The sequence below is a fragment of the Enterococcus raffinosus genome (assembly GCF_019175485.1).
GTDB classification, from domain to species: Bacteria; Bacillota; Bacilli; order Lactobacillales; family Enterococcaceae; genus Enterococcus_A; species Enterococcus_A raffinosus.
On sequence record NZ_CP072888.1, the window covers coordinates 136,557 to 158,422 of the forward strand.

At 40.7% G+C, this 21,866-nt stretch carries 24 protein-coding genes and 1 other annotated feature; of the genes, 18 read left to right on the plus strand and 6 right to left on the minus strand.

Annotation, left to right across the window (positions count from 1 at the left end; genetic code table 11):
• Positions 1-12 precede the first annotated feature (12 nt).
• The 9 genes from J9537_RS00690 to J9537_RS00730 all read left to right on the plus strand — a co-directional run bounded on the left by J9537_RS00690 (position 13) and on the right by J9537_RS00730 (position 7,990).
• Positions 13-1,167: a PIN/TRAM domain-containing protein gene (locus tag J9537_RS00690; protein ID WP_010747275.1), complete on the plus strand. Its 1,155-nt coding sequence runs from the start codon at positions 13-15 to the stop codon at positions 1,165-1,167.
• Between the two features lie 97 nt (positions 1,168-1,264).
• Entirely contained in the window at positions 1,265-2,722 is a 1,458-nt protein-coding gene (gltX, locus tag J9537_RS00695; protein WP_218256352.1) for a glutamate--tRNA ligase, read from the plus strand.
• Positions 2,719-2,916: a binding site (T-box leader), on the plus strand. Its footprint overlaps the gene before it by 4 nt.
• A gap of 403 nt (positions 2,917-3,319) precedes the next feature.
• Positions 3,320-3,853, plus strand: coding sequence for a serine O-acetyltransferase EpsC (gene epsC / locus J9537_RS00700; protein ID WP_218256353.1), 534 nt, complete (start codon positions 3,320-3,322; stop codon positions 3,851-3,853).
• Entirely contained in the window at positions 3,846-5,255 is a 1,410-nt protein-coding gene (gene cysS / locus J9537_RS00705; RefSeq protein WP_218256354.1) for a cysteine--tRNA ligase, read from the plus strand. Before epsC ends, cysS begins: the two co-directional genes overlap by 8 nt.
• Positions 5,255-5,653, plus strand: a complete 399-nt coding sequence (locus J9537_RS00710; RefSeq protein ID WP_010747271.1) for a Mini-ribonuclease 3 — start codon at positions 5,255-5,257, stop codon at positions 5,651-5,653. The genes cysS and J9537_RS00710 overlap by 1 nt, the downstream gene beginning before the upstream one ends.
• Positions 5,643-6,476, plus strand: a complete 834-nt coding sequence (rlmB, locus tag J9537_RS00715; protein WP_218256355.1) for a 23S rRNA (guanosine(2251)-2'-O)-methyltransferase RlmB — start codon at positions 5,643-5,645, stop codon at positions 6,474-6,476. Before J9537_RS00710 ends, rlmB begins: the two co-directional genes overlap by 11 nt.
• The gene (locus J9537_RS00720) at positions 6,476-7,003 is read left to right on the plus strand and encodes an NYN domain-containing protein (protein ID WP_010747269.1); all 528 of its coding nucleotides are present in this window, start codon (positions 6,476-6,478) and stop codon (positions 7,001-7,003) included. Before rlmB ends, J9537_RS00720 begins: the two co-directional genes overlap by 1 nt.
• A gap of 72 nt (positions 7,004-7,075) precedes the next feature.
• Complete coding sequence (locus J9537_RS00725) at positions 7,076-7,633, plus strand: sigma-70 family RNA polymerase sigma factor (protein WP_010747268.1); 558 nt, start codon at positions 7,076-7,078, stop codon at positions 7,631-7,633.
• 111 nt (positions 7,634-7,744) lie between these two features.
• Positions 7,745-7,990 (plus strand): Veg family protein, encoded by a 246-nt coding sequence (locus J9537_RS00730; RefSeq protein WP_010742697.1) that lies wholly within the window; start codon positions 7,745-7,747, stop codon positions 7,988-7,990.
• Between the two features lie 28 nt (positions 7,991-8,018).
• Here J9537_RS00730 and mscL read toward each other — a convergent pair whose 3' ends face one another.
• Positions 8,019-8,459 (minus strand): large conductance mechanosensitive channel protein MscL, encoded by a 441-nt coding sequence (gene mscL / locus J9537_RS00735; RefSeq protein ID WP_218256356.1) that lies wholly within the window; start codon positions 8,457-8,459, stop codon positions 8,019-8,021.
• A gap of 301 nt (positions 8,460-8,760) precedes the next feature.
• Here mscL and yfmF point away from each other — a divergent pair, with 301 nt between their 5' ends.
• The 8 genes from yfmF (at position 8,761) to rny (ending at position 18,199) form a co-directional block, all read left to right on the plus strand.
• Positions 8,761-10,023: an EF-P 5-aminopentanol modification-associated protein YfmF gene (gene yfmF, locus J9537_RS00740; protein WP_218256357.1), complete on the plus strand. Its 1,263-nt coding sequence runs from the start codon at positions 8,761-8,763 to the stop codon at positions 10,021-10,023.
• Positions 10,016-11,308: an EF-P 5-aminopentanol modification-associated protein YfmH gene (yfmH, locus tag J9537_RS00745; protein ID WP_218256358.1), complete on the plus strand. Its 1,293-nt coding sequence runs from the start codon at positions 10,016-10,018 to the stop codon at positions 11,306-11,308. Before yfmF ends, yfmH begins: the two co-directional genes overlap by 8 nt.
• Before the next feature lies 1 nt (position 11,309).
• Positions 11,310-12,035 carry an elongation factor P 5-aminopentanone reductase gene (ymfI, locus tag J9537_RS00750; RefSeq protein ID WP_218256359.1) on the plus strand — a complete coding sequence of 242 codons (726 nt, stop codon included), beginning with the start codon at positions 11,310-11,312 and terminating at the stop codon, positions 12,033-12,035.
• Between the two features lie 278 nt (positions 12,036-12,313).
• Entirely contained in the window at positions 12,314-13,180 is an 867-nt protein-coding gene (locus tag J9537_RS00755; RefSeq protein ID WP_218256360.1) for a RodZ domain-containing protein, read from the plus strand.
• A 34-nt stretch (positions 13,181-13,214) separates the two neighbouring features.
• The gene (gene pgsA, locus J9537_RS00760) at positions 13,215-13,796 is read left to right on the plus strand and encodes a CDP-diacylglycerol--glycerol-3-phosphate 3-phosphatidyltransferase (RefSeq protein ID WP_010747262.1); all 582 of its coding nucleotides are present in this window, start codon (positions 13,215-13,217) and stop codon (positions 13,794-13,796) included.
• A gap of 182 nt (positions 13,797-13,978) precedes the next feature.
• Positions 13,979-15,226, plus strand: a complete 1,248-nt coding sequence (locus tag J9537_RS00765; protein WP_218256361.1) for a competence/damage-inducible protein A — start codon at positions 13,979-13,981, stop codon at positions 15,224-15,226.
• A 123-nt stretch (positions 15,227-15,349) separates the two neighbouring features.
• Positions 15,350-16,399 carry a recombinase RecA gene (gene recA / locus J9537_RS00770; RefSeq protein ID WP_218256362.1) on the plus strand — a complete coding sequence of 350 codons (1,050 nt, stop codon included), beginning with the start codon at positions 15,350-15,352 and terminating at the stop codon, positions 16,397-16,399.
• A 243-nt stretch (positions 16,400-16,642) separates the two neighbouring features.
• Entirely contained in the window at positions 16,643-18,199 is a 1,557-nt protein-coding gene (gene rny, locus J9537_RS00775) for a ribonuclease Y (RefSeq protein WP_010747259.1), read from the plus strand.
• 79 nt (positions 18,200-18,278) lie between these two features.
• Here rny and J9537_RS00780 read toward each other — a convergent pair whose 3' ends face one another.
• From J9537_RS00780 to J9537_RS00800, 5 genes are all read right to left on the minus strand, one after another.
• Complete coding sequence (locus J9537_RS00780; protein ID WP_218256363.1) at positions 18,279-19,421, minus strand: site-specific integrase; 1,143 nt, start codon at positions 19,419-19,421, stop codon at positions 18,279-18,281.
• A gap of 12 nt (positions 19,422-19,433) precedes the next feature.
• Positions 19,434-19,745, minus strand: coding sequence for a hypothetical protein (locus tag J9537_RS00785; RefSeq protein WP_218256364.1), 312 nt, complete (start codon positions 19,743-19,745; stop codon positions 19,434-19,436).
• Between the two features lies 1 nt (position 19,746).
• Positions 19,747-19,917 (minus strand): hypothetical protein, encoded by a 171-nt coding sequence (locus J9537_RS00790; protein WP_218256365.1) that lies wholly within the window; start codon positions 19,915-19,917, stop codon positions 19,747-19,749.
• Positions 19,918-20,023: 106 nt separating this feature from the next.
• Entirely contained in the window at positions 20,024-20,665 is a 642-nt protein-coding gene (locus J9537_RS00795; protein WP_218256366.1) for a hypothetical protein, read from the minus strand.
• 74 nt (positions 20,666-20,739) lie between these two features.
• The gene (locus J9537_RS00800) at positions 20,740-21,444 is read right to left on the minus strand and encodes an XRE family transcriptional regulator (protein WP_218256367.1); all 705 of its coding nucleotides are present in this window, start codon (positions 21,442-21,444) and stop codon (positions 20,740-20,742) included.
• Between the two features lie 190 nt (positions 21,445-21,634).
• Between J9537_RS00800 and J9537_RS00805 the strand changes: the two genes are divergently transcribed.
• Entirely contained in the window at positions 21,635-21,847 is a 213-nt protein-coding gene (locus tag J9537_RS00805) for a helix-turn-helix domain-containing protein (RefSeq protein WP_218256368.1), read from the plus strand.
• Positions 21,848-21,866: the final 19 nt, after the last annotated feature.

Genomic DNA, 21,866 nt, shown 5'->3' on the forward strand with positions numbered 1-21,866 from the left:
AGGAGGGATGGCATGCAGAAACGTGTGTTGACAGTAATCGTTTTACTCGTTGGGATTAGTTTAGGAATTACTTTCCTGCCCATAGCGTGGACAGCGGTTGGTTATGCAGACAACATGTGGTTGAATAATTCACTAACGAATGGCCTGATCGGTGCAATTATTTTTTATATTATTTCTTTGGCTATCGTGGAACCAATCACAGTTGGTGTAAAAAGAATTGAAAAACAATTAAATGAATTGAGCTTAACGTATATCTTATTTGGAGTGGTAGGTGCAATCCTTGGATTGACCCTTGGATTGATCGGGACGACTCCTTTGTACCAGATTCCGATCCCGTTCATTAACAGCGGCTTGCCGATTTTGATCATGCTGTTATTGGGTTATCTAGGCTTTCGGATGGGAACGACGCGGATCGATGAATTGAAAAAATTCTTCAGCGGCCGAAGCAAGAAATCTGAAACAAATGAAGGCGAAGTCTTAGAACGAAAAGCCGATGATCATTTCCATAAATATAAAATTTTGGATACAAGTGTCATCATTGACGGAAGAATTTATGATATTGCGAAAACCGGATTTTTAGAAGGCGTTTTGATGATCCCGAATTTTGTCCTCTATGAATTGCAATACATTGCCGATTCTGGTGACAGCTTGAAGCGTGTACGGGGACGCCGCGGGTTGGACATTTTAAACTCACTGCAAAAAGAAGAAGGCATCGCTGTTGAAATGTATGATGGGGATTTCGAAGATATCAGCGAAGTCGACAGTAAATTGATCAAATTGGCTAAGTTGCTAGATGGCGTGATCGTAACAAATGACTACAACTTGAACAAAGTTTCTGAATTCCAAAATGTTGCAGTCTTGAATATCAACGCGTTGGCAAATGCTGTGAAGCCTGTAGTGATCCCAGGTGAGAACATGAATGTTTTGGTTGTGAAGGCTGGAACGGAACGTCAGCAAGGGGTCGCGTATCTGGATGATGGAACAATGGTCGTTGTTGAAGATGGACAGCATTATATGAATGAACACATAGAAGTCGTTGTAACAAGTGCACTGCAAACAGCGGCTGGACGGATGATCTTTGCGAAGCCCGCACATTCAAGCCGTAACATCAAGGACGATTCACCAGAGAAAAAGTTAGATTACACTCATGATAAGGGTGGAAAATAAGAGTGCAGCTTTACTAAACAATGGATTGATTGTACAATTTGTGTTGAGTAGCAAATGTTTTTCATTTGTTAAATAAGCGGGAAAGAGGAACTACTATATGTCGAAAATTCGTGTGCGCTACGCACCAAGTCCAACAGGGCACTTACACATCGGAAACGCCCGAACAGCGTTGTTCAATTATCTATTTGCTCGCCACAATGATGGAGAATTCATCATTCGAATCGAGGACACCGATTTAAAAAGAAATATCGAAGGCGGCGAAAAAAGCCAGCTGGAAAACTTAGCTTGGCTTGGAATCGACTGGGACGAATCACCAGAGAATCCTGGGAAATACGGCCCTTATCGTCAATCTGAACGACGCGATGTTTATCAACCGTTAATTGATCAATTATTAATGAGTAACTTAGCCTATAAATGCTACTGTACATCTGAGGAATTGGAAGCAGAGCGTGAAGCGCAGCGTGCTCGCGGTGAGATGCCTCATTATTCAGGTAAATGTGCCGACTTAACACCTGAAGAGCAAGCAGAAAAAGAAGCACAAGGGCTAGAGCCAGTGATTCGTTTCCGCGTTCCTCGCAATACGAGCTTCACGTTTGACGATATGGTCAAAGGAGAAATCAGCTTTGAATCTGACAATGTCGGCGGCGATTTCATCATTCAAAAACGTGATGGTATGCCGACGTATAATTTTGCGGTTGCAGTAGATGATCATCTGATGAAGATTACGCATGTTTTACGTGGAGATGATCATATCGCCAATACACCAAAACAATTAATGATCTATGATGCCTTTGGTTGGCCTCGTCCAACATTCGGTCATATGACGTTGATCATTAATACAGAAACAGGCAAGAAATTAAGTAAACGGGATGAAAGCATTCTGCAATTTATCGAACAATACCGTGAATTAGGCTATCTGCCAGAAGCGATGTTCAACTTTATCGCGTTACTTGGCTGGTCACCAGTGGGCGAAGACGAAATATTCCCGCAGGATGAATTGATCAAGATCTTCGATACGGAACGATTGAGTAAATCACCTGCAGCCTTTGATCAAAAGAAATTAGAATGGGTCAATAACCATTACATCAAAGCGATGGATTTGGATAAATTAACAGACTTGTGCTTGCCTTATTTGATCAAGGCTGGTAAAGTCGAAGAAAATCCTACAGCAGAGCATAAGGCTTGGGTGAAACGCGTAGTCAGCTTGTATCAACCACAAATGAGCTATGCGGCGGAAATCACAGAGGTTTCTAGCTTATTCTTCCAAGACCATTTAGAGCTTGATGCTGCTGCGAAAGAAGTTTTAGCAGGCGAAGGCGTACCAACTGTATTAGCGGCCTTCAAGGCACAGCTAGAAGGATTAGAAACGGTCGATGCTGCAAGTGTTTTAGCTGCAATCAAGGCGGTCCAAAAAGAAACGGGTATCAAAGGGAAAAATCTATGGATGCCAATCCGGGTCGCAGTCAGCGGCATGGTTCATGGTCCAGAATTACCAGAAACCGTTGAATTATTAGGCAAAGAAAAAGCCTTAGCACATTTAGATCAAGTAATGTAAACACATAGAAGAGAAGAAGTAGCAAGTGGCGATTTTTCAGAGAGACTGCGGGAGGTGGAAGCAGTCAAATCAATACTTGCGAAATGCATCTCCGAGTGGTCTTGGCGATACGTAGCCAAGGACGGTTCACAGACGTTACCTGTTTCAAGGCATCATTGCAAACAAAAGTGGGACCACGTAGAAGCGTCTTTTGAGGAAACTCAAAAGACGCTTTTTTGCGAGTTACGCTTTTCGCAGTTATATAGTGTACAAGAATTAAATAAGATTTCTTGACGAATCTGAGAATGAGATGTTTAGCGGAATCGTATGCGAGGCAACGATAAAATCCTTTTTCTGTTTTTTGGAAAAAGGATGTCATCCAAAAGGTGCTAGCTGCCAGTTCCACTTCTTGCTTTAGCAAGTTAGTGGAATGGTATGCGTAATGAAAATCAAACGAACTTTTTCGCATTTTGAAAAAGTTGATACTAATACGCTTTAGCCGTATAGGCAGCTAACTAATGAAAACGAAGAAAGTCAGTAAACTTGAACAAAATGAAAAAGTTGTCAGAGTTCGATAGTATGGATTCTGACAATAGGAAAATAAAGGAGTTGAGGTAAATGGGATGGTGGCAAGAAGCAATCGCAGCGGCGAAACGCAATGATCCGGCAGTCAGAACTGGCGCAGAAGTAGTCCTTACATATCCAGGTGTTCACGCATTATTCTTTCATAAGTTCTCGCATTTTCTTTATCAGCACCGTTGGTTTTTATTAGCACGGATTCATTCGCAGTTTTGGCGGTTTTTAACAGGAATCGAGATTCATCCTGGTGCCAAAATAGCTCCCGGAGTCTTCATTGATCATGGAATGGGTGTAGTGATCGGTGAAACAGCGGAGGTTGAACGTGACGTTGTATTATTTCATGGGGTAACATTAGGAGGAACTGGAAAAGATACAGGGAAACGACATCCGACGGTACGTCAGGGAGCGTTTATTTCGGCGAACGCACAGATATTAGGTCCTATAGAGATTGGCGAGCGTGTGAAGATCGGCGCAGGAGCGGTCGTTTTAAAGGATATACCCGCGGACTCGACCGCGGTAGGTGTTCCAGCAAGAGTAGTTAGAGTAAAAGGGGAGAAGGTTCAACATGATTAAAATACACAATACATTGACACGGGAGAAAGAGATTTTTCAACCAATAGAAGAAAATAAAGTTCGCATGTATGTTTGCGGACCAACAGTATATAACTATATCCATATTGGAAATGCCCGTAGTTCCATCGCCTTTGATGTGATTCGTCGCTATTTTGAGTATCGCGGCTACGAGGTAAACTATGTATCGAATTTTACAGACGTAGATGACAAAATCATCAAAGCGGCGAAAGAATTATCAATTACTGCGCCAGAAGTAGCGGATCGTTTCATTGAGGCCTTCAAAGAAGATACTGCTGCGCTAAATGTGAAGCCAGCGACTCTTCATCCGCGCGTCATCAACCATATTCCGGATATTTTGGCGTTCATCGAAGCGCTGATTGAAAAAGGCTATGCTTACGAAGCTGAAGGCGATGTTTATTATCGAACACGTAAGTTTGAACACTATGGGGAATTAAGCGATCAATCTATTGATGAGCTGGAGGTTGGCGCGAGTCAACGAACTGGCGCAGAGCAAGCGATCAAAGAGGATCCCTTGGACTTTGCTTTATGGAAGAGTGCGAAGCCAGATGAGATTTCTTGGCATTCTCCTTGGGGTGAAGGCCGTCCAGGTTGGCATATCGAGTGCTCGGTAATGGCGACCAAGCATCTAGGTGATACGATTGATATTCATGGCGGTGGTCAGGATTTGGAATTTCCCCATCATGAAAATGAAATTGCTCAAAGTGAAGCGAAAACTGGACAGCGTTTCGCCAATTATTGGATGCACAATGGATATGTAACGATTGGAGAAGACGATGCGAAGATGAGCAAGTCTTTAGGAAACTTTGTGACAGTGCATGATTTGGTGAAAGAAATTGATCCGCAAATTTTGCGTTTCTTCATGGCAACGACACAATACCGTCGCCCGATTCGTTATAGCGAAGCAACCATGAAGGATGCTCAAGCGAACTTGCAAAAATTACGGACAGCGTTTGAAAATGCGACGTTCCGACAAGAATCAGCAGTCGCGGAATTGGCTGACGATCCGACGAGAATCGCTGAGCTGCAAGGACTAAAAGATCGATTCATTGAAGAAATGGATGACGACTTCAATGCGGCTAATGGAATCACCGTCGTTTATGAAGTGGCGAAATGGTTGAATCATTATAGCGAGCAGGAGCAGGTTTCAGCAGCAGTTCTAACGACAGCATTGGAGGAATTTACGAAGATGTTGGGCGTTTTCGGCATTGTCTTCCAAACGGCAGGTCTATTGGACGAAGAGGTTGATCAATTGATTGAAGAACGAAACCAAGCCCGCAAAGACAAAAACTTTGCCCGCAGTGATGAAATTCGTGATCAATTAAAAGAGCAAGGAATTATTTTAGAAGACACCCCTCAAGGCGTCCGTTGGAGACGAGCATAATGACCGATTATAAACAATTAAACGCATTAGCACTGGCGTATGTTGGCGACGCAATCTATGAAACCTACGTGCGGGATCATTTAGTACGAGAAGGACAAACACGCCCGAATAAACTGCATCACATGGCAACACATTATGTTTCGGCGAAAGCCCAAGCAATGTTGATCCAAAAAATGATCGAAGATGGTATGCTGACAGAAGAAGAACAGGGTATTTATCGGCGTGGACGAAACGCTAAAAGCTATACCTCTGCTAAAAATACAGATATCATGACCTATCGAATGTCCACAGGTTTTGAGGCCTTGATGGGCTACCTGCATCTATTGGAGCAAAAAGAACGACTGGAAGAATTGATCAAGTGGTGTTTAGAGAAAGCGGGCGAAGCAAATGAAGGATAAAAAACAACGACGTGGAAATGATCGGCGCAATCAGCGAAAAAATGATCGTCCGAAAGACCGTCGCAAAGAATCGATTGATGTGACTGAGTCGGAAGAAAATAACTTTGTTTTTGGGCATCATGCGAGTGTAGAAGCATTACAAGCAGGCCGAGGGAATAAATTATTCTTACAAGAGGATGCACATGGCGAGAAAATCGATCAATTAAAAAGGTTAGCAAAGGAACAAGCAGTTCCGGTGAAGTGGGTGCCCAAGCAAAAATTAGATACGTTAAGTGATGGCGGCGTCCACCAAGGGATCGTTCTAGGCATAACGCCCTATGAATATTTGACGTTAGAGGAGCTGTTGGCAAAAACGTCCGCTGAAGAAGCGCCCTTCTTACTGATTTTAGATAGTTTGGAGGACCCGCATAATTTTGGATCGATTCTGCGAACGGCAGATGCCAGCGGGGTATCTGGTGTGATCATTCCGAAGCATCGCTCAGTCGGTATCACCCCTGTAGTGACAAAGGCTTCGACTGGCGCGGTGGAATATGTACCAATCGCTCGAGTAACGAACTTAGCCCAAAGCATCAAACAGCTGAAGGATGCGGGCTACTGGATCTTTGGGACAGATATGGCTGGAACAGACTATCGTCAGTGGAAGGTTTCTGGACCGATTGCCTTGATTATCGGCAACGAAGGAAAAGGCATGAGTGCTGGTCTGAAGAAGGAAGTCGATGAAATGCTGACGATTCCTATGACCGGGCATGTTCAAAGTTTGAACGCGGGCGTAGCTGCCGGATTACTGATGTATGAGGTCTTCCGAAAGCGAAGTGAGCTGTAATGAAGAAACAATTATTGATCGTTGATGGGTATAACATGATCGGCGCCTGGCCAGAATTAACAGCCTTGAAAAATCAAGATCGATTAGAAGAAGCGCGGGAAGCCTTGTTGTTTCGTCTATCGAACTTTGCAAAATATCAAGGGCTTGAGACGATTGTAGTGTTTGATGCTCAGTTTGTACCTGGTATCACTCAAAGCTATAAAAAATATCAGCTAACAGTTGTCTTTACTAAAGAGGACGAAACGGCCGACAGCTACATTGAGCGAATCGCCGGCGAATTAAATGATCGGTTAACACAGGTAACGGTAGCGACGAGTGATTTAGCAGAGCAATGGACGATTTTTTCTCAGGGAGCTTTGCGGACTTCTGCGCGTGAGCTGTACAAGACGGTTCAGGAGACAGAAGCTTTGATAACTGGTGATACTAAAGATACGCATTTTAAAAATTTTCGTCGAAATTCTCCTTGGAATAATGAACAATTGCAAAAATTGTCGCAAAAACTGGACGAATTAAGTCGAAAAAAATAAATATCCTTTTAACACTCCTCTCATTTTTAGACAAAGTGTATGCTTTTACTTGTGAGAGGGGTGTTTTTTGGAATGGAAGAACTAAAAAAATCAGAACCATTTGATAGTGTTGCCTTTGAAGAAATGTTTAATCAATATATTCCCGTTGTGTACAGTATGCAGAATCGTTACAAGATACGCGATTTTGATTTCGATGATTGGTTGCAAGAAGGACGAATTGCGTTAAATGATGCCATACAGAGCTACCGCAAAAATCGTGGAACGACATTCGGTTTGTACTACAAAATGATTTTTGAAAATCGAGTCCGTTCCCTTTTACGCCGTCAACAAGCCAAAAAGCGTCTGGCACAGCAGCAGGCTGTATCGATTGAGAAGGTTGGACCGGAGACCTTTAGTGAGCGTTTTTATTATCACGAGTTTTTAGAGGAGACGATGTTTATCAGTGAGATGATCCTGACGGGTGAAGTTGTCCTTTCTCCCTTAGAGCTACGGGTGCTGCATTCTTACCTGAAAGGCGAAGAAACCAAAAATATCGCGCAGCAGTTAAATGAAACAGAAAAAGCGATTCATAACGCACTGAATCGGACGAAGAATAAGATCAAGAAAAAAATATATGAATTAGATGAATAGCGCAACAGGAATCCTTCCTATTAAATAAATAAGAATTTGCAAATTTTTTTATCTTATGATAACATTGAAAAGTTTTATATTTGTGCTATAATATATGTTGAGGTGAACTGTATGCCAACAACTTTAGCGACTATCAAGAAAAACTTGGAAGATCGTATTGGTGCTCCGATTATGCTTGTAGCTCAGACGGGACGCAAGCGTCAAACACAACGAAAAGGAATCCTAACAGAGACTTATCCTTCCGTTTTTGTAGTTGATTTGGACCCAGAAGAAAATTCTTTCGAACGTGTTTCATACAGCTATTCCGATGTATTGACTCGCACAGTAGAGATCGAATTTTTAACAGAAGCAATTTAAAAACCATGGAGCGAAAGCTCCATGGTTTTTATTTGTCTTCGAAATCTTCTCGAGTCGCCTTTTTTTGTTCGACTAATAGATCACGAATATCCGCCAAGTAGTCTTCAGCTGTAGGAACCGTTTCTTCAGGTTCAGCAGCTTCTTCTTTGCTGGCTGCATCTTTTGCTTTGTTGGCAGCTTTAACGATTAAAAATAGCACAAAACCAGTAATAATGAATGTGATCAATGCGCTGACAACGTCGCCAAAGGCAAAGGTAACTCCCTTAACAGGTGTCCAATCTAAAACAGACATGGCTTCGTTCAAATCTTTTCCTTTCGTAAATAAGGAAACAATTAATCCCACTAGGGGCGTGATCAATCCGTTGACGACATTTGTCACAATCGCGGTAAAGGCAGTACCAATAACCACACCAACTGCAAGATCGATGACATTACCTCGCATCAAGAACTCTTTAAATTCTTTAAACATCGTGTCACTCCTCTCTTCGTCCTTATTTTCAGTATAGCGAAAGAAGAAAAAAATTAGAAATAAAAGGGACTAGGAGCTATGTCCGAATTCAGTTCTTATACTGTTCCTGTGCTATAATTATCTTTAATGATAATAGTGGAGATTCGTCTCTTTTTTACTTTCGTGATATGCTCGAAATTATACGAGAATAAATTGAATTTTTTTAAATTAGCCTGAAATAGGCAAACCTCTGGTTGAATATTCTGTCACAGGAATATCAGCCTTAATTTTCTGCAAAAAATAAGAAATAAGGAGCTTTGTGATGATTGAACTAAAAAAAGGCGTGCGTCTGCACGTCATTCCAACAAAAAAATACAAAACCATTCAATTATATGGACGATTAACGACTCGTTTAACAAAGGACATCATGACTAAACGTGCCTTGTTAGCTAATCTATTAGAAACCAGTTCTTTGCGTTACCCTGATCAGACGAAACTAAGCGGACAGTTGGCTGAGCTGTATGGGGCCAGTTTTGGCTTGAATGTTGGACGCAAAGGAAATCTTCACTGGCTGGACATCGGCTTAGGCATTGTAAACGGGAAGTATGTAGATGATCCGAAGCTGTTACCAGCTGCCATGGATTTTCTGCAGGAGGTTTTATTCCATCCAAATATCCACGATGGGAAATTTGATGAACAGACCTTTCAGCTTGAAAAGGAAAATCTGCGAAGCTATATTGAAACGTTACAGGAAGACAAGCAAACAATGGCTTCGTTGAAAATCAAAGAGACCTATTTTACAGATGAGGCACAAAAAATCCCAAGTTTTGGGACGGTTACGGATTTAGAAAAAGAGACAAATGAAGGCTTAGCAGCTTATTATTATGAAATGATCACTGAAGATCAGGTGGATCTGTTTGTGATCGGTGATGTGGAAGAAGCAGAGATGGTAGCTTTGTTTAAGCAACTACCGTTTGTAGATCGGGAGGAGAGCTTCCCAGCAATTTATTACTATCAAACAAATGATAATGTTATCCGTGAGCAACAGATCCAAGAAACCGTCACACAAGGTAAATTGAACTTGGCCTATGGGACAGATATTTATTATGAGGATACAGATCGATTTGCATTGTTGGTCTTTAACGGCCTGTTCGGCGGCTTTCCACACTCCAAGCTCTTTATGAATGTGCGGGAAAAAGCCAGCTTAGCCTATTATGCCTCTAGTTCATTTGATACCTTCCGCGGTTATTTACAAGTACAAACGGGGATTAATAGCAACAACCGTGAAAAAGTTTTACGGCTGATCGATGAACAGTTGATTGAGCTGCAGGCTGGTAACTTTAGCGAGTTGGCTTTTCAACAAACCAAAGCCATGCTGAAAAATCATTATCTGCTGGGCTTAGACAGTATGCAAAACACGATTGAGACAACTTACTTGGCACAGTGGCTGCCGCAAAGTAAGCTGACAGACGAAGAATGGCTGAGACGTTTGGCGGCAGTGACACCAAAAGATGTTCAGAACGTCGCGAAAAAAATTCGTCTTCAAGCGATCTTCTTTTTAGATGGAGGACGTCAAAATGGATAAAGTAGCATATCAAAAAATCAATGAGACACTATATAAAGAAGTTTTACCGAATGGTTTGACGGTATATTTGCTGCCGAAAGCTGGGTATCACAAAACATATGGGCTGTTCAGTACCAATTATGGCTCAATCGACAATGAATTTGTGCCCCGTGGCGGAACAGAGTATGTTAAAGTTCCTGACGGTATCGCTCATTTTTTAGAGCATAAGATGTTTGAAAAAGAAGACGGTGATGTGTTCCAAAAATTTGGGGAACAAGGAGCATCGGCGAATGCTTTTACCAGTTTTACTCGAACCAGCTATTTATTTTCAACGACGGATCAATTGGAGTTGAACCTAGAAACACTATTAGACTTTGTTCAAGAGCCGTATTTTACTGAAGAATCGGTACAAAAGGAACAAGGGATCATTGGTCAAGAAATTCAAATGTATCAGGATGATCCAAGCTGGCAGCAGTTTTTCGCTATTTTAAAAAACATGTATCCAAAGCATCCGCTGCACATTGACATCGCTGGAACAGTCGCATCTATTGCAGAAATTACAGCAGAGGATTTGTACACTTGCTACAATACGTTTTATCATCCTAGCAATATGACGCTATTTGTTGTTGGAAATCTGGATCCAGAGTCCTTGATGGCCTTTATTCGTGACAATCAAGCGAAAAAGACCTTTGAGGCGCCAGAGCCTATTCAACGTCGCTTCCCACAAGAAACGCCGGAGGAAATCATCAAGCTTAGTGAAGAAAAAATGCCGATTACAATGCCCAAGGCAATCGTGGGTGTGAAAGGGCTGGCAGAGTTGCCTACAGATGACAAGCAGCGTTTGATCTTTAAAATAGCGATGGATTTGCTATTCCAAATGTTAGTTGGAACGACTTCTCAAAATTATTTGCGCTTGTACAATGAGGGCTTGTTAGATGACAGCTTTGGGTATGAATTTTCAATGGACCGTAGTTTTTACTTTGCGGATTTTGGCGGAGATAGTGAAGAACCGCAAAAATTAGCCGATCGTTTAACTGAAATTTTGTTGCATTTTGCAACTGATCCAGAGATCAACGAAGAGAATTTAGCGTTACTGAAGAAAAAAATGTTGGGAAAATATTTCCAATCCTTAAATTCTTTAGAGTATGTTGCTAACCAATTTACTCAGTCATTGTTTGGTGAATGGACCTTGTTTGATATGCCGGAAATTATTCAGGAAATCGAATTAGCGGATGTTTTAGCGGCCGGTGAGTTGTTTATCCAGGAAGAGGCCTTTACGCGCTTTTATATGGAGAAGGAGGCTTAAGATGCCTTATGCATTAGTGATGGGCGCAAGCGGCGATATCGGGCAAGCCGTTTGCGAAAAACTGGCGGGGCAAGGCTGGTCCCTCTACTGCCACTACAATCAGCAGAAAGAAAAAGTTTTAAATTTCGTTTCAGACTTACAGAAACGTTATCCTCAGCAAGATTTTTTTATGGTATCCTTAGACATGTTGAGGGAAGTGGAAATCCCCAATTTTTTACAGCAATTATTTCAAGTGGATGGGATCGTTTTTGCTTCGGGCTTTACCTTTTATGAATTGCTGCCTGAAACCAAAGCAGACCAAATGGAGGCTTTGTGGCAGGTTCATTTAAAAACCCCTCTGCTTTTGCTGCAGAGTTTGCAGAGTAAGCTTGCGGCTAATAAAAATGGTCGAGTCGTCTTCATCGGCTCCGTATATGGACACCGCGGCAGCAGCATGGAGACTGTCTATAGTGCTGTTAAAGGTGCACAAGAAGCCTTTGCGAAGGCTTACGCCAAGGAAGTGGCAACATTAGGCATTACTGTAAACGTGGTGGCACCGGGAGCTGTGCAAACGAAAATGAACGATCATTGGGATCCACAAGAGCTGTCTGAGTTGAAAGCAGAAATTCCTTTAGGTCGTTTAGCCGATCCTGAAGAAATAGCAGCGGCCTGTAATTATCTCTTTTCCAAAGAAGCCAGCTATACAACAGGAATCATTTTACCTGTCGCCGGCGGCTGGATGGAATAGCAGCAAGAAATCAGTTTATCAGAAGTTAACCCCCAAAATGTTTAGCTGGCTGATATACGTGATGAAAAACAAACTCATTTTTTGTAAAAAAATGAATACCTTACTATGAATTAGGATGTCAGTCCAACTTTTGCCAGTCAACAAAAAGCAGAAGAAACTCATGTGTGAACTCAAAATAAAGTCAGAACAGTTTAGTTGGATGATATACGTGATGAAAAACAAACTCATTTTTTGTAAAAAAATGAATACCTTACTATGAATTAGGAGTAGAGAATCAAGTGGCTAGTATTAATATTGGAGAAACGCTACGCAAAGCCCGTATCGATAAAAAAATCAGTTTAGATGAACTGCAACAGCGCACGAAAATCCAAAAACGTTATTTGCTGGCAATTGAAGAAAATGACTTTCAAGAACTGCCAAGCGATTATTATTTGCGGACGTTTATTCGACAATATGCTGACGAGGTAAAGCTTGACGGCAATCATTTGATCGATGTTCTGGATGGCAAAGATCGACCGTTGCCCAGCTATCCGGAATTGGAAACCGTGGATGAGCTTAGAAAAAATAAGCACGCTGAAAATCCTACCCGCGCTCGATTTAGAGCAACAATGCCGATGGTCGTTTTAGGACTTGTGGCGTTAGCGATTATTGCTGTGGTAGGCTACATAACTTGGTTGGACCATCAAGAAACCGCAATTATTCCAGAAAACAGTTCTGTACAAGTTGAACGTTCGGATGTTTCATCCTCTTCGGCAGAAAAGGTTTCGTCATCAAAACCGGAACCAACGACGGAATCGTCAAAAAAACCGGAGAAGCCTAAGATGGCATTTGCAATGGAGAACAATGCAACGAATGCGGCAACGATGAAGGTGGACAATGCGGAAAAACCTTTAAAACTCACTTTTACCGGAAAGGAACGTGTCTGGGTTGGTGTGCAGATCAACGGCGCTTTGACGTATCAATATACGTTACAACCAGGAGAATCACAAACCACCGAATTACCCGCCGATGCTGCTCAAGCAGTCATTACGGTCGGTATGGCGAAATATGCTGAAATCAAAGTGAATGATCAAAGCCTTGATTTTCAACCAGGAGATTCGTTACAGCAAAAGAACGTAACTCTGAATATAGCCTACGCATCTTAAAGGGATGCGTAAATAGAATTAGGAGGAAACAACAATGAATTTACCCAATAAATTGACTGTCATTCGAATCTTTATGATTCCAGTGTTCATGATCGTTGTTCTAGCCCCATGGGACTGGGGAACATTACAAATCGGAAATACGAGTTTAGCGGTGACGCAGCTAGTCGGAGCGATAATTTTCGCGGTAGCCAGCTACACGGATCATCTAGATGGTAAAATTGCCAGAGCACGCGGCTTAGTCACGAACTTTGGAAAGTTCGCGGATCCGTTAGCGGATAAAATGCTCGTGATGACAGCCTTCATTATTTTAGTAGAGCAAGGCAAAGCCCCTTCATGGGTGATTGCTATCATCGTTTGTCGTGAATTAGCGGTAACAGGTCTGCGTTTATTGATCGTAGAGCAGGGCGGTGGTGTTATGGCTGCAGCCATGCCTGGAAAAATTAAGACAGCGACACAAATGGTAGGGATCGTATTGCTTTATCTAAATAATGTTCCCTTCAATTTTATTGGTATTCCAATGGATCAGATTATGTTGTACATCTGCCTATTCTTTACAATCTATTCAGGTTACGATTACTTTGCTAAAAACACATCGATCTTCAAAGGTTCGATGTAATAAGAAATGGAACGATGCTTTCGGTGTCGTTCTTTTTTTTTGCGTATGTTTGAAGAAAACATCGAGATAAAAAGCGCCTTTGTCGGGTGTGACAGTAAATAAGTTTGCCAATCACTCCTTAAATTTAGCGTTTTCTGGTATAGTTGAGGAAAAATGGCGTATGTTAAGAAAGAAGAGAGAAAATGAGAGCAGAAATTATTGCCGTGGGCACAGAACTTTTATTAGGACAGGTCGTAAATACGAATGCGACATTCTTATCAGAGAAATTAGCGGATATGGGGATCGAGGTTTATTTCCACACAGTCGTAGGGGATAATCCTCAACGATTGGAAGAGTTGCTTCAATTAGCAGATACTCGCAGTGAATTGATCATTTTATGTGGTGGTTTGGGACCGACAGATGATGATTTAACCAAAAATGTATTGGCGGATCATGTAGGGGTACCACTGGTTCAAAATACAGAAGGGTTAGAAGCATTAAATGCGTTCTTTGCGCAGCGTCAAAGCACTATGACGCCGAATAACTTAAGGCAAATCGAAACTCTCCAAGATGGTATTCCTTTACCGAATCGGACAGGATTAGCAATCGGCTGCTTATATAAAGGGGAGAAGAACAATTACATTCTACTACCAGGGCCACCTAGTGAATTGAAGCCGATGTTTTTGGAGCAAGCACGTCCATTACTAGAAAAAGAATTTCCAACAACGGAAAAATTAACTTCACGTGTGTTACGTTTCTTCGGAATCGGAGAATCAAAACTAGTGACAGATTTGGCAGAAATGATCGAACAGCAATCAAATCCAACGATTGCACCTTATGCGAAGCCGAACGAAGTCACGTTGCGGATCACTGCGAAGACAGAGGATGAGTTGTCAGCCAATGCTCTATTGGATCAGACAGAGGCTGAAATCATGGCTAAAGTCGGCGAATTCTTTTACGGCTATGGAGAAGAAAATAGCTTAGTTGAAGTCGTTGTTGATCTATTAAAGGAAAACAATTTAAGTATCACGGCGGCAGAAAGTTTAACTGCTGGAGAGTTCCAAGCAACGCTGGGAACAATTCCAGGTGTTTCTGAAGTCTTTCCTGGAGGCTTTGTCACCTATTCCAAGGAAACAAAAGTAAGCTTCTTAGGGCTCGATTCTACGCTGCTAGACCGTGTTGGTGTAGTTAGTGAAGAATGTGCAAAAGAGATGGCAGAAGCCGCGCTGCGTCTTGCTGGAACCGATTATGCATTGTCCTTTACAGGTGTGGCTGGTCCTGATGAGTTAGAAGGAAAGCCGAAGGGAACAGTCTATATCGGATTGGCACAAAAAGAGGGTGAGACCCTGATTACAGAAAATCATTTTACCCGTGACCGTTCGTATGTTCGCCATAGTTCAGTCATGAAGGGCTTAGATATGCTGCGAAGAGCAATTCTAAACAAAAATTAAAAATGCGAATGTTTGTTCGTTTTTTGCTTGCTTTTTTGATTTCAAACCGATAAACTAGGGATATTGAAAAAGCAATAATGGTGTGGAAAGCATATTTATTATAGGAAATAGGAGGATCAGCTATTGGCAAATGATCGCAAGGCAGCCTTAGATGCTGCAATGAAGAAGATTGAAAAGAATTATGGTAAAGGTTCGATCATGAAGTTAGGTGAGAAGGTCGATCAACAAATTTCAACGATTCCGAGTGGCTCTTTGGCATTGGACGTTGCGTTAGGTGTTGGCGGGTACCCTCGCGGACGAATCATTGAAGTATACGGACCAGAAAGTTCTGGTAAAACAACGGTGGCATTACATGCCATCGCGGAAGTCCAAAAGCATGGTGGTACCGCAGCCTTTATCGATGCTGAACATGCGTTGGATCCTCAATACGCACAGCGTTTAGGTGTAAATATCGATGAGCTGCTGCTTTCACAGCCAGATACTGGGGAACAGGGTCTAGAGATTGCTGATGCGTTAGTTTCCAGTGGCGCTGTTGATATCATCGTTATCGACTCAGTAGCGGCTTTAGTACCGCGTGCCGAGATCGATGGAGAGATGGGAGACGCTCACGTTGGTTTGCAAGCACGTTTGATGTCTCAAGCGTTACGTAAGTTGTCTGGTTCGATTAACAAAACCAAAACAATCGCGGTCTTCATCAACCAAATCCGTGAAAAAGTCGGCGTAATGTTTGGGAACCCTGAAACAACTCCTGGTGGACGCGCGTTGAAATTCTACGCAACAGTTCGTTTAGAAGTACGTCGTGCAGAGCAATTGAAGAACGGGACTGACATTGTCGGCAACCGCACGAAGATCAAAGTTGTTAAGAACAAGGTAGCGCCGCCATTCAAGGTAGCCGAAGTCGATATTATGTACGGACTTGGGATTTCACAAGAGGGCGAATTGCTGGATATGGCTGTTGAACAAGACATCATTGATAAGAGTGGTGCTTGGTATGGCTATAAAGAAGATCGTATTGGTCAAGGGCGTGAGAACGCGAAGAAATATTTGGCTGATCATCCAGAAATGATGGCCGAAGTTGCTACTCGTGTCAGAGCTGCGTACGGTATTGGCGACGATACGGCAGCAGCAGATGCTGAAGAAGCAGGACAAGAAGAATTGCCTTTAGATGAATAAAAAACGAAAAACGCTAATGACAAAATGAGTCATTAGTGTTTTTTTGCGCAGTATTTTGAAATAAATCAAAGCGCTTTATTTGTGGATTTAGCAAAAGAGAAATAAAGTTGACACGCTATCAGACAAACATTAGAATAAAGTTGTGTGACTCTCACACATATGCAAGTAGGCATATTGATAATTTGACATTCGTTTATCAAAAAACTACAGATAGGTAAATAAGATAGTACGGAGGTGGATTTAATGTTAGTTCCTATTCTCCTCGCTATCATCGGTTTAATTGTCGGTCTTGGTTTGGGTTTCATGGTAGCAAAATCACGTCATGAAAAAGAAATTGATGGGGCACAAAACACAGCTAGAGGGATCATCACGCATGCAAATAAAGAAGCGGAAACCTTGAAGAAAGAAGCTTTGTTGGAAGCCAAGGAAGAAAACCAGCAGTATCGCGCACAAGTTGAAAGTGAGTTGAAAGAAAGCAGACAAGAATTAAAATCGCAAGAAAATCGCTTGCTTCAAAGAGAACAGACTTTAGATCGTAAAGACGACTCTCTCGAGAAGCGTGAGCACTCACTGGAAGAAAAAGAAACAAAAATCAGTGCTAGACAGCAATTAATTGACGAGCGAGAAAAAGATGTAGAACAACTGATTGAAGAACAACAAACAAAATTGGAACAAGTTGCTTCTTTAACGAAAGATGAAGCAAAAGAAGTAATTATGAAGAAGACGGAAGAGGAATTGAACCATGAGTTAACAGTAATGGTCAAGGAATCTGAGCAACGTGCGAAGGAAGAAGCCGATCGCAAAGCCAAAAATCTTTTGGCAATGGCTATCCAACGTTGCGGCGCTGATGCTGTTTCTGAAACGACTGTTTCGGTTGTTACACTGCCAAACGATGAGATGAAAGGTCGCATCATTGGACGTGAAGGTCGGAATATTCGCACATTGGAAACATTGACGGGCATTGATTTAATCATCGATGATACGCCAGAAGCAGTCGTTCTATCCGGATTTGATCCAATCAGACGGGAAATTGCCCGTATGACGTTGGAAAAATTGATTCAAGACGGTCGGATTCATCCGGCACGGATCGAAGAAATGGTTGAAAAATCTCGCAAGGAAATGGATGAACGTATTCGTGAATATGGGGAACAGGCAGCCTTTGAAGTAGGCGCTCATACCTTGCATCCAGATTTGATCAAGATTTTAGGTCGTTTGCATTTCCGGACCAGCTATGGTCAAAATGTGTTGAATCACTCGATCGAAGTTGCCAAGTTGACCGGCGTTTTAGCTGCAGAGTTAGGTGAAAACGTTCAGTTAGCGCAACGGGCAGGATTGCTGCATGATATCGGTAAGGCGCTGGATCATGAGATCGAAGGATCCCACGTTGAGATCGGTGCAGAACTTGCTGCCAAATATCGTGAAAATCCTGTTGTGATTAATGCGATTGCCTCTCACCACGGGGATACTGAAGCAACATCAGTCATCTCTGTTTTAGTAGCTGCTGCCGATGCAGTTTCCGCTGCTAGACCAGGCGCTCGTAGTGAATCATTAGAAAACTATATCCGTCGTTTAGAAAACTTAGAAAATATTTCGAATAGTTTTGACGGAGTAGACTCAAGCTTCGCTGTTCAAGCAGGACGTGAAGTTCGTGTAATGGTTAAACCAGAGGAAATCTCTGATTTAGATGCAACTCGTTTGGTTCGCGATATTCGTCGCAGAATCGAAGATGAACTGGATTATCCAGGGCACATAAAAGTAGTGGTTATTCGAGAAACACGAGCAACCGATTATGCAAAATAGTTACAAGGTGCTAAATTCCTTTATATCAAGGGGTTTAGCGCTTCTTTTTTTGTTTTGACCATACTTTTGACCATACCATTTAAAAGTTGATGTATTTCGCGAATTTTTCAGCAGATTTTTCTTGCTGATTTTTTGTTACGTGGGAATATATTTCGAGGGTTGTTCTAGCGTTGCTATGACCTAATCTATATTGAACTTCCTGAATGGACAAGCCCGCTTCAAACAGAAGGCTGCAATGAGTGTGTCTAAGTCCATGAACTTTTATATCTTCAAAATTGTTAGCCTTACATATTCTAGATAAAATGCGGTTTATTCTTGCGTGATCTAGAATTTGATTAGACTTGCTTGAAAAAACCAATTGATTGGGAGCTAACGAATTAATACCATAACTCAATAAATATTTCCTTTGATCGATTCGCCATTTTTTTAAAATTTTGATTGTTTCATTGTCTAAGGAGATTCGGCGATTCGAGCTATGATTTTTAGGATCGGTAATTATAGGTCGACCATTATAATTTCTTGCTGCAGTTTTATTAATGTCTAAGGTTTTATTATCGAAATCTAAATCGTTCCATGTTAATGCTAAGAGTTCTCCTTTACGTATTCCTGTAAAAGATAGAAGTCTAAATAAAGGATATGTTAAAGGGTAGCTATCCTCAGAGCAACATTTTAGGAATCGTTCAAGTTCTTCCTTTTCGAAGAATTTCTTTTCTTTGATTACCTCCTTCTTTTTCTTTGGAACAGGCACATGTTCCATAGGGTTATCATCTATAAGACGTAGTTCTTTTGCGTAGTCAAAGACAGCCGATGTGTAAGAACGAATAGCTTTGTAAGTTTTGTACTCCTGATACCATTCATTAACAATATTTTGGCAATAAGGAATATTAATCTTGGAAATTCTTTTTTCTTTAAAGTGTGGCAGTATATTGCTTTGGAAGATAGTATACACTCTACTGTATGAACTTTCTTTCACTGTATTTTTGTAACCTTTGAGCCATTTGTCAGCAACTTCTCCAAAAGTCATATTTGATTGCGGCGTGTACTTATTATCTTTAGCTTGAAGTTCCAACTTTGCTAAAGCTATTTTGGCTTCTTTTTTAGTTTTAAAACCTCGTTTAGTTGTGTACTGCTTTTTACCAGTTAATGGATTGATCCCAAGATACGTTTTAAAATACCACGCTTTGTCACCATTTTTCTTCTGATATTGCTTTATCATTGCCATAATTAAACTCTCCTATTCAAACTCCACTTCATCTACACTTTCATTAAACGTTTCGATGAAATTTACTTCTTCCATAAAATCAATCCATACTTGCTCACGGTTATATTTTGGTACACCTTTTTTAGCTTTGATTTGATCGTTAGCATTAGTGATTGCTCTCTTATATGCATCATCAGCGGCTTTCTGGACTTTTGCATCATTCCATTTAGCCTTACCGGAACGCTTTTTGTTTTTTTCTAGTTCATTCTCTAGCGCTTTTTTAGCGAAAACTTTTAGCCCTGTTGCATTTTCCTCTAACCATTCTTTAAATTCGTAATATAGCAATTTATTTTTCCTCCTTTTTCTTTGCTAAATCTAGATATAATTGAGCGAATGATTTTTTGAAATCTTGATATTCTTCTTCTGTAAATGAAATATTTTGTCCGCCCAAATTTAAGTGAAGATATTCGATGCCTAATTCCTTGCAAAGTCGCTGAGTTACTTCATATTTGTTCATATTAATCCTCCTTCCGAATGTATGTTCGTTATTGTAGTTAAAGTTAAGCTCCTAGATAGAAGCTTAACAAAATAATATTATAGATAGTTTGATTTACTAGTATTCTTTATTGAAGATCAAGTGTGACATCATATTCATGGTTTGCATTTTCATCGTCGTAATTGTCGGTGGAATAGTTTGCATTAAATTTTAATCTAATTTGATTAATAGCGTTAACATCATCTAAATTGTTTAATGAGTAGGCCGCATAACCATTTACTTTAGTACCGCTCATTAAATCACCTGCAAAACCTGTCATTGAAATGTCGCCCTCACTTTGTTCTCCGGTATTAGTGCTCATGGTTGCTTGTTCAGGATATATGCTAATATCTCTTTCTGCATTATCTATAATATAATGCACAATTATAAAACCAGGGTATTGTCGATTTGAATAGTCTTGGTAGTTTTCTAATTTAATAATTGTTACTTCGTCAATTGAGATATTAACTCCTGACCAAGAGCTGTCTGCCCAAGATGATTTATAATCTTTTTGATCGACGATTTTTGCATTGTCCGCTCCATTATTTATGGCTAAATATTTGAACTTATCATTGTTTTTCAGTAGTGAACTATCTGCAGTATCATTCTTACTTTTTTCTTCTGTGTTAGGGCTGGCGTTACCATCCTTTTCGGTATTACTGTCACTACCACACGCACCCAAAAAAGATGTTGATAATAAAACTAAGATTCCTAACAATACTTTTTTCATTCTAACTCCCCATTTCCATATAATAGTGTGATATATAAACCTTAGCCGAAGAAGCAAATTCGACTGGGGTATTTTTAAAATACAACTTTACCAATAATCCTGATCTGTTCTGGCGAAACAATTCGATCTTCATATAGTTCATTTATAGAACGTAGAATGATGGTTTGATTTTCATAATCTTTATAGATCTCTTTACACGTAACACCGTCACCGTCTAATTCCACAATAGCAATTTCTCCGTCTTCCACATCGGGTTGTTCTTTAACGAATACGAATTGTCCGTTTCTGATAACGGGTTCCATTGAATCACCTATAATAGGAACAGCAAAATCAGCATTATTAGGAACTCTCTCAAATTCTTCCTCTTCGACAACAGTATCGCCGTAAGCAAGTTCTGTTGGATTGGCAGCAGAAGCCGAATTGTGAACGGTTGGGATCTTTTCTTTATTTGGGAATTCCAGAACGTTTTCTTTCTGCTGTTCCTCCAATTGCTCCTCAGCGAAGTTGTAAACTTTTGCTTGCCGAGGTGGTTCTAATTTGTTGTAGATGTCGGAAATAGAAGAAGGAGAAGTGTCTTGGCTTAATCCTAATAGATAATCAGAGCTAACACCAAATAGTTCCGCTAACTTTTTAAGGTCTTTTCCTTTTGGAAAATTGTCATCACTTTCCCACTTTGAGACAGTTGTGTAAGTTTTCATGCCTAAATATTCGGAAAGTTCTGTTTGTGTCATATTTTTCTTTTCTCTCAATCCACGTATACGAGTACCAATAGTTTTCATATCACACCTCCTATGATAAGATTATTATATCATGATATGATTTAAAATCAAGCGGGTGCGAAAAGTTTTTTTAGTGATTCAACTAGTTATATAGTAATAAAAAATACGTGATAATAAATCATATATTTTCGTTGACTATGATTATAAATCATGCTATAGTTTGATTAATCCAAAGAAAGGAGGTACTCGCATGGTGGGAATTGCTGAGCTTAGAGCTAGAAAAGGAAAAATGTCACAACGTGAATTGGCTGAAAAACTCGGAACGACTCAAACATCTATTAGCAACTGGGAAAAAGATCCCTTATCAATGAACGCTAGTAACATTATTAAAATGGCTATGTTTTTTGATGTATCAAGCGATGATATTTTAGGTATTGAGAAAAAAGACAAGACACCAGTCTAATTTTTTTAATCTTGATATG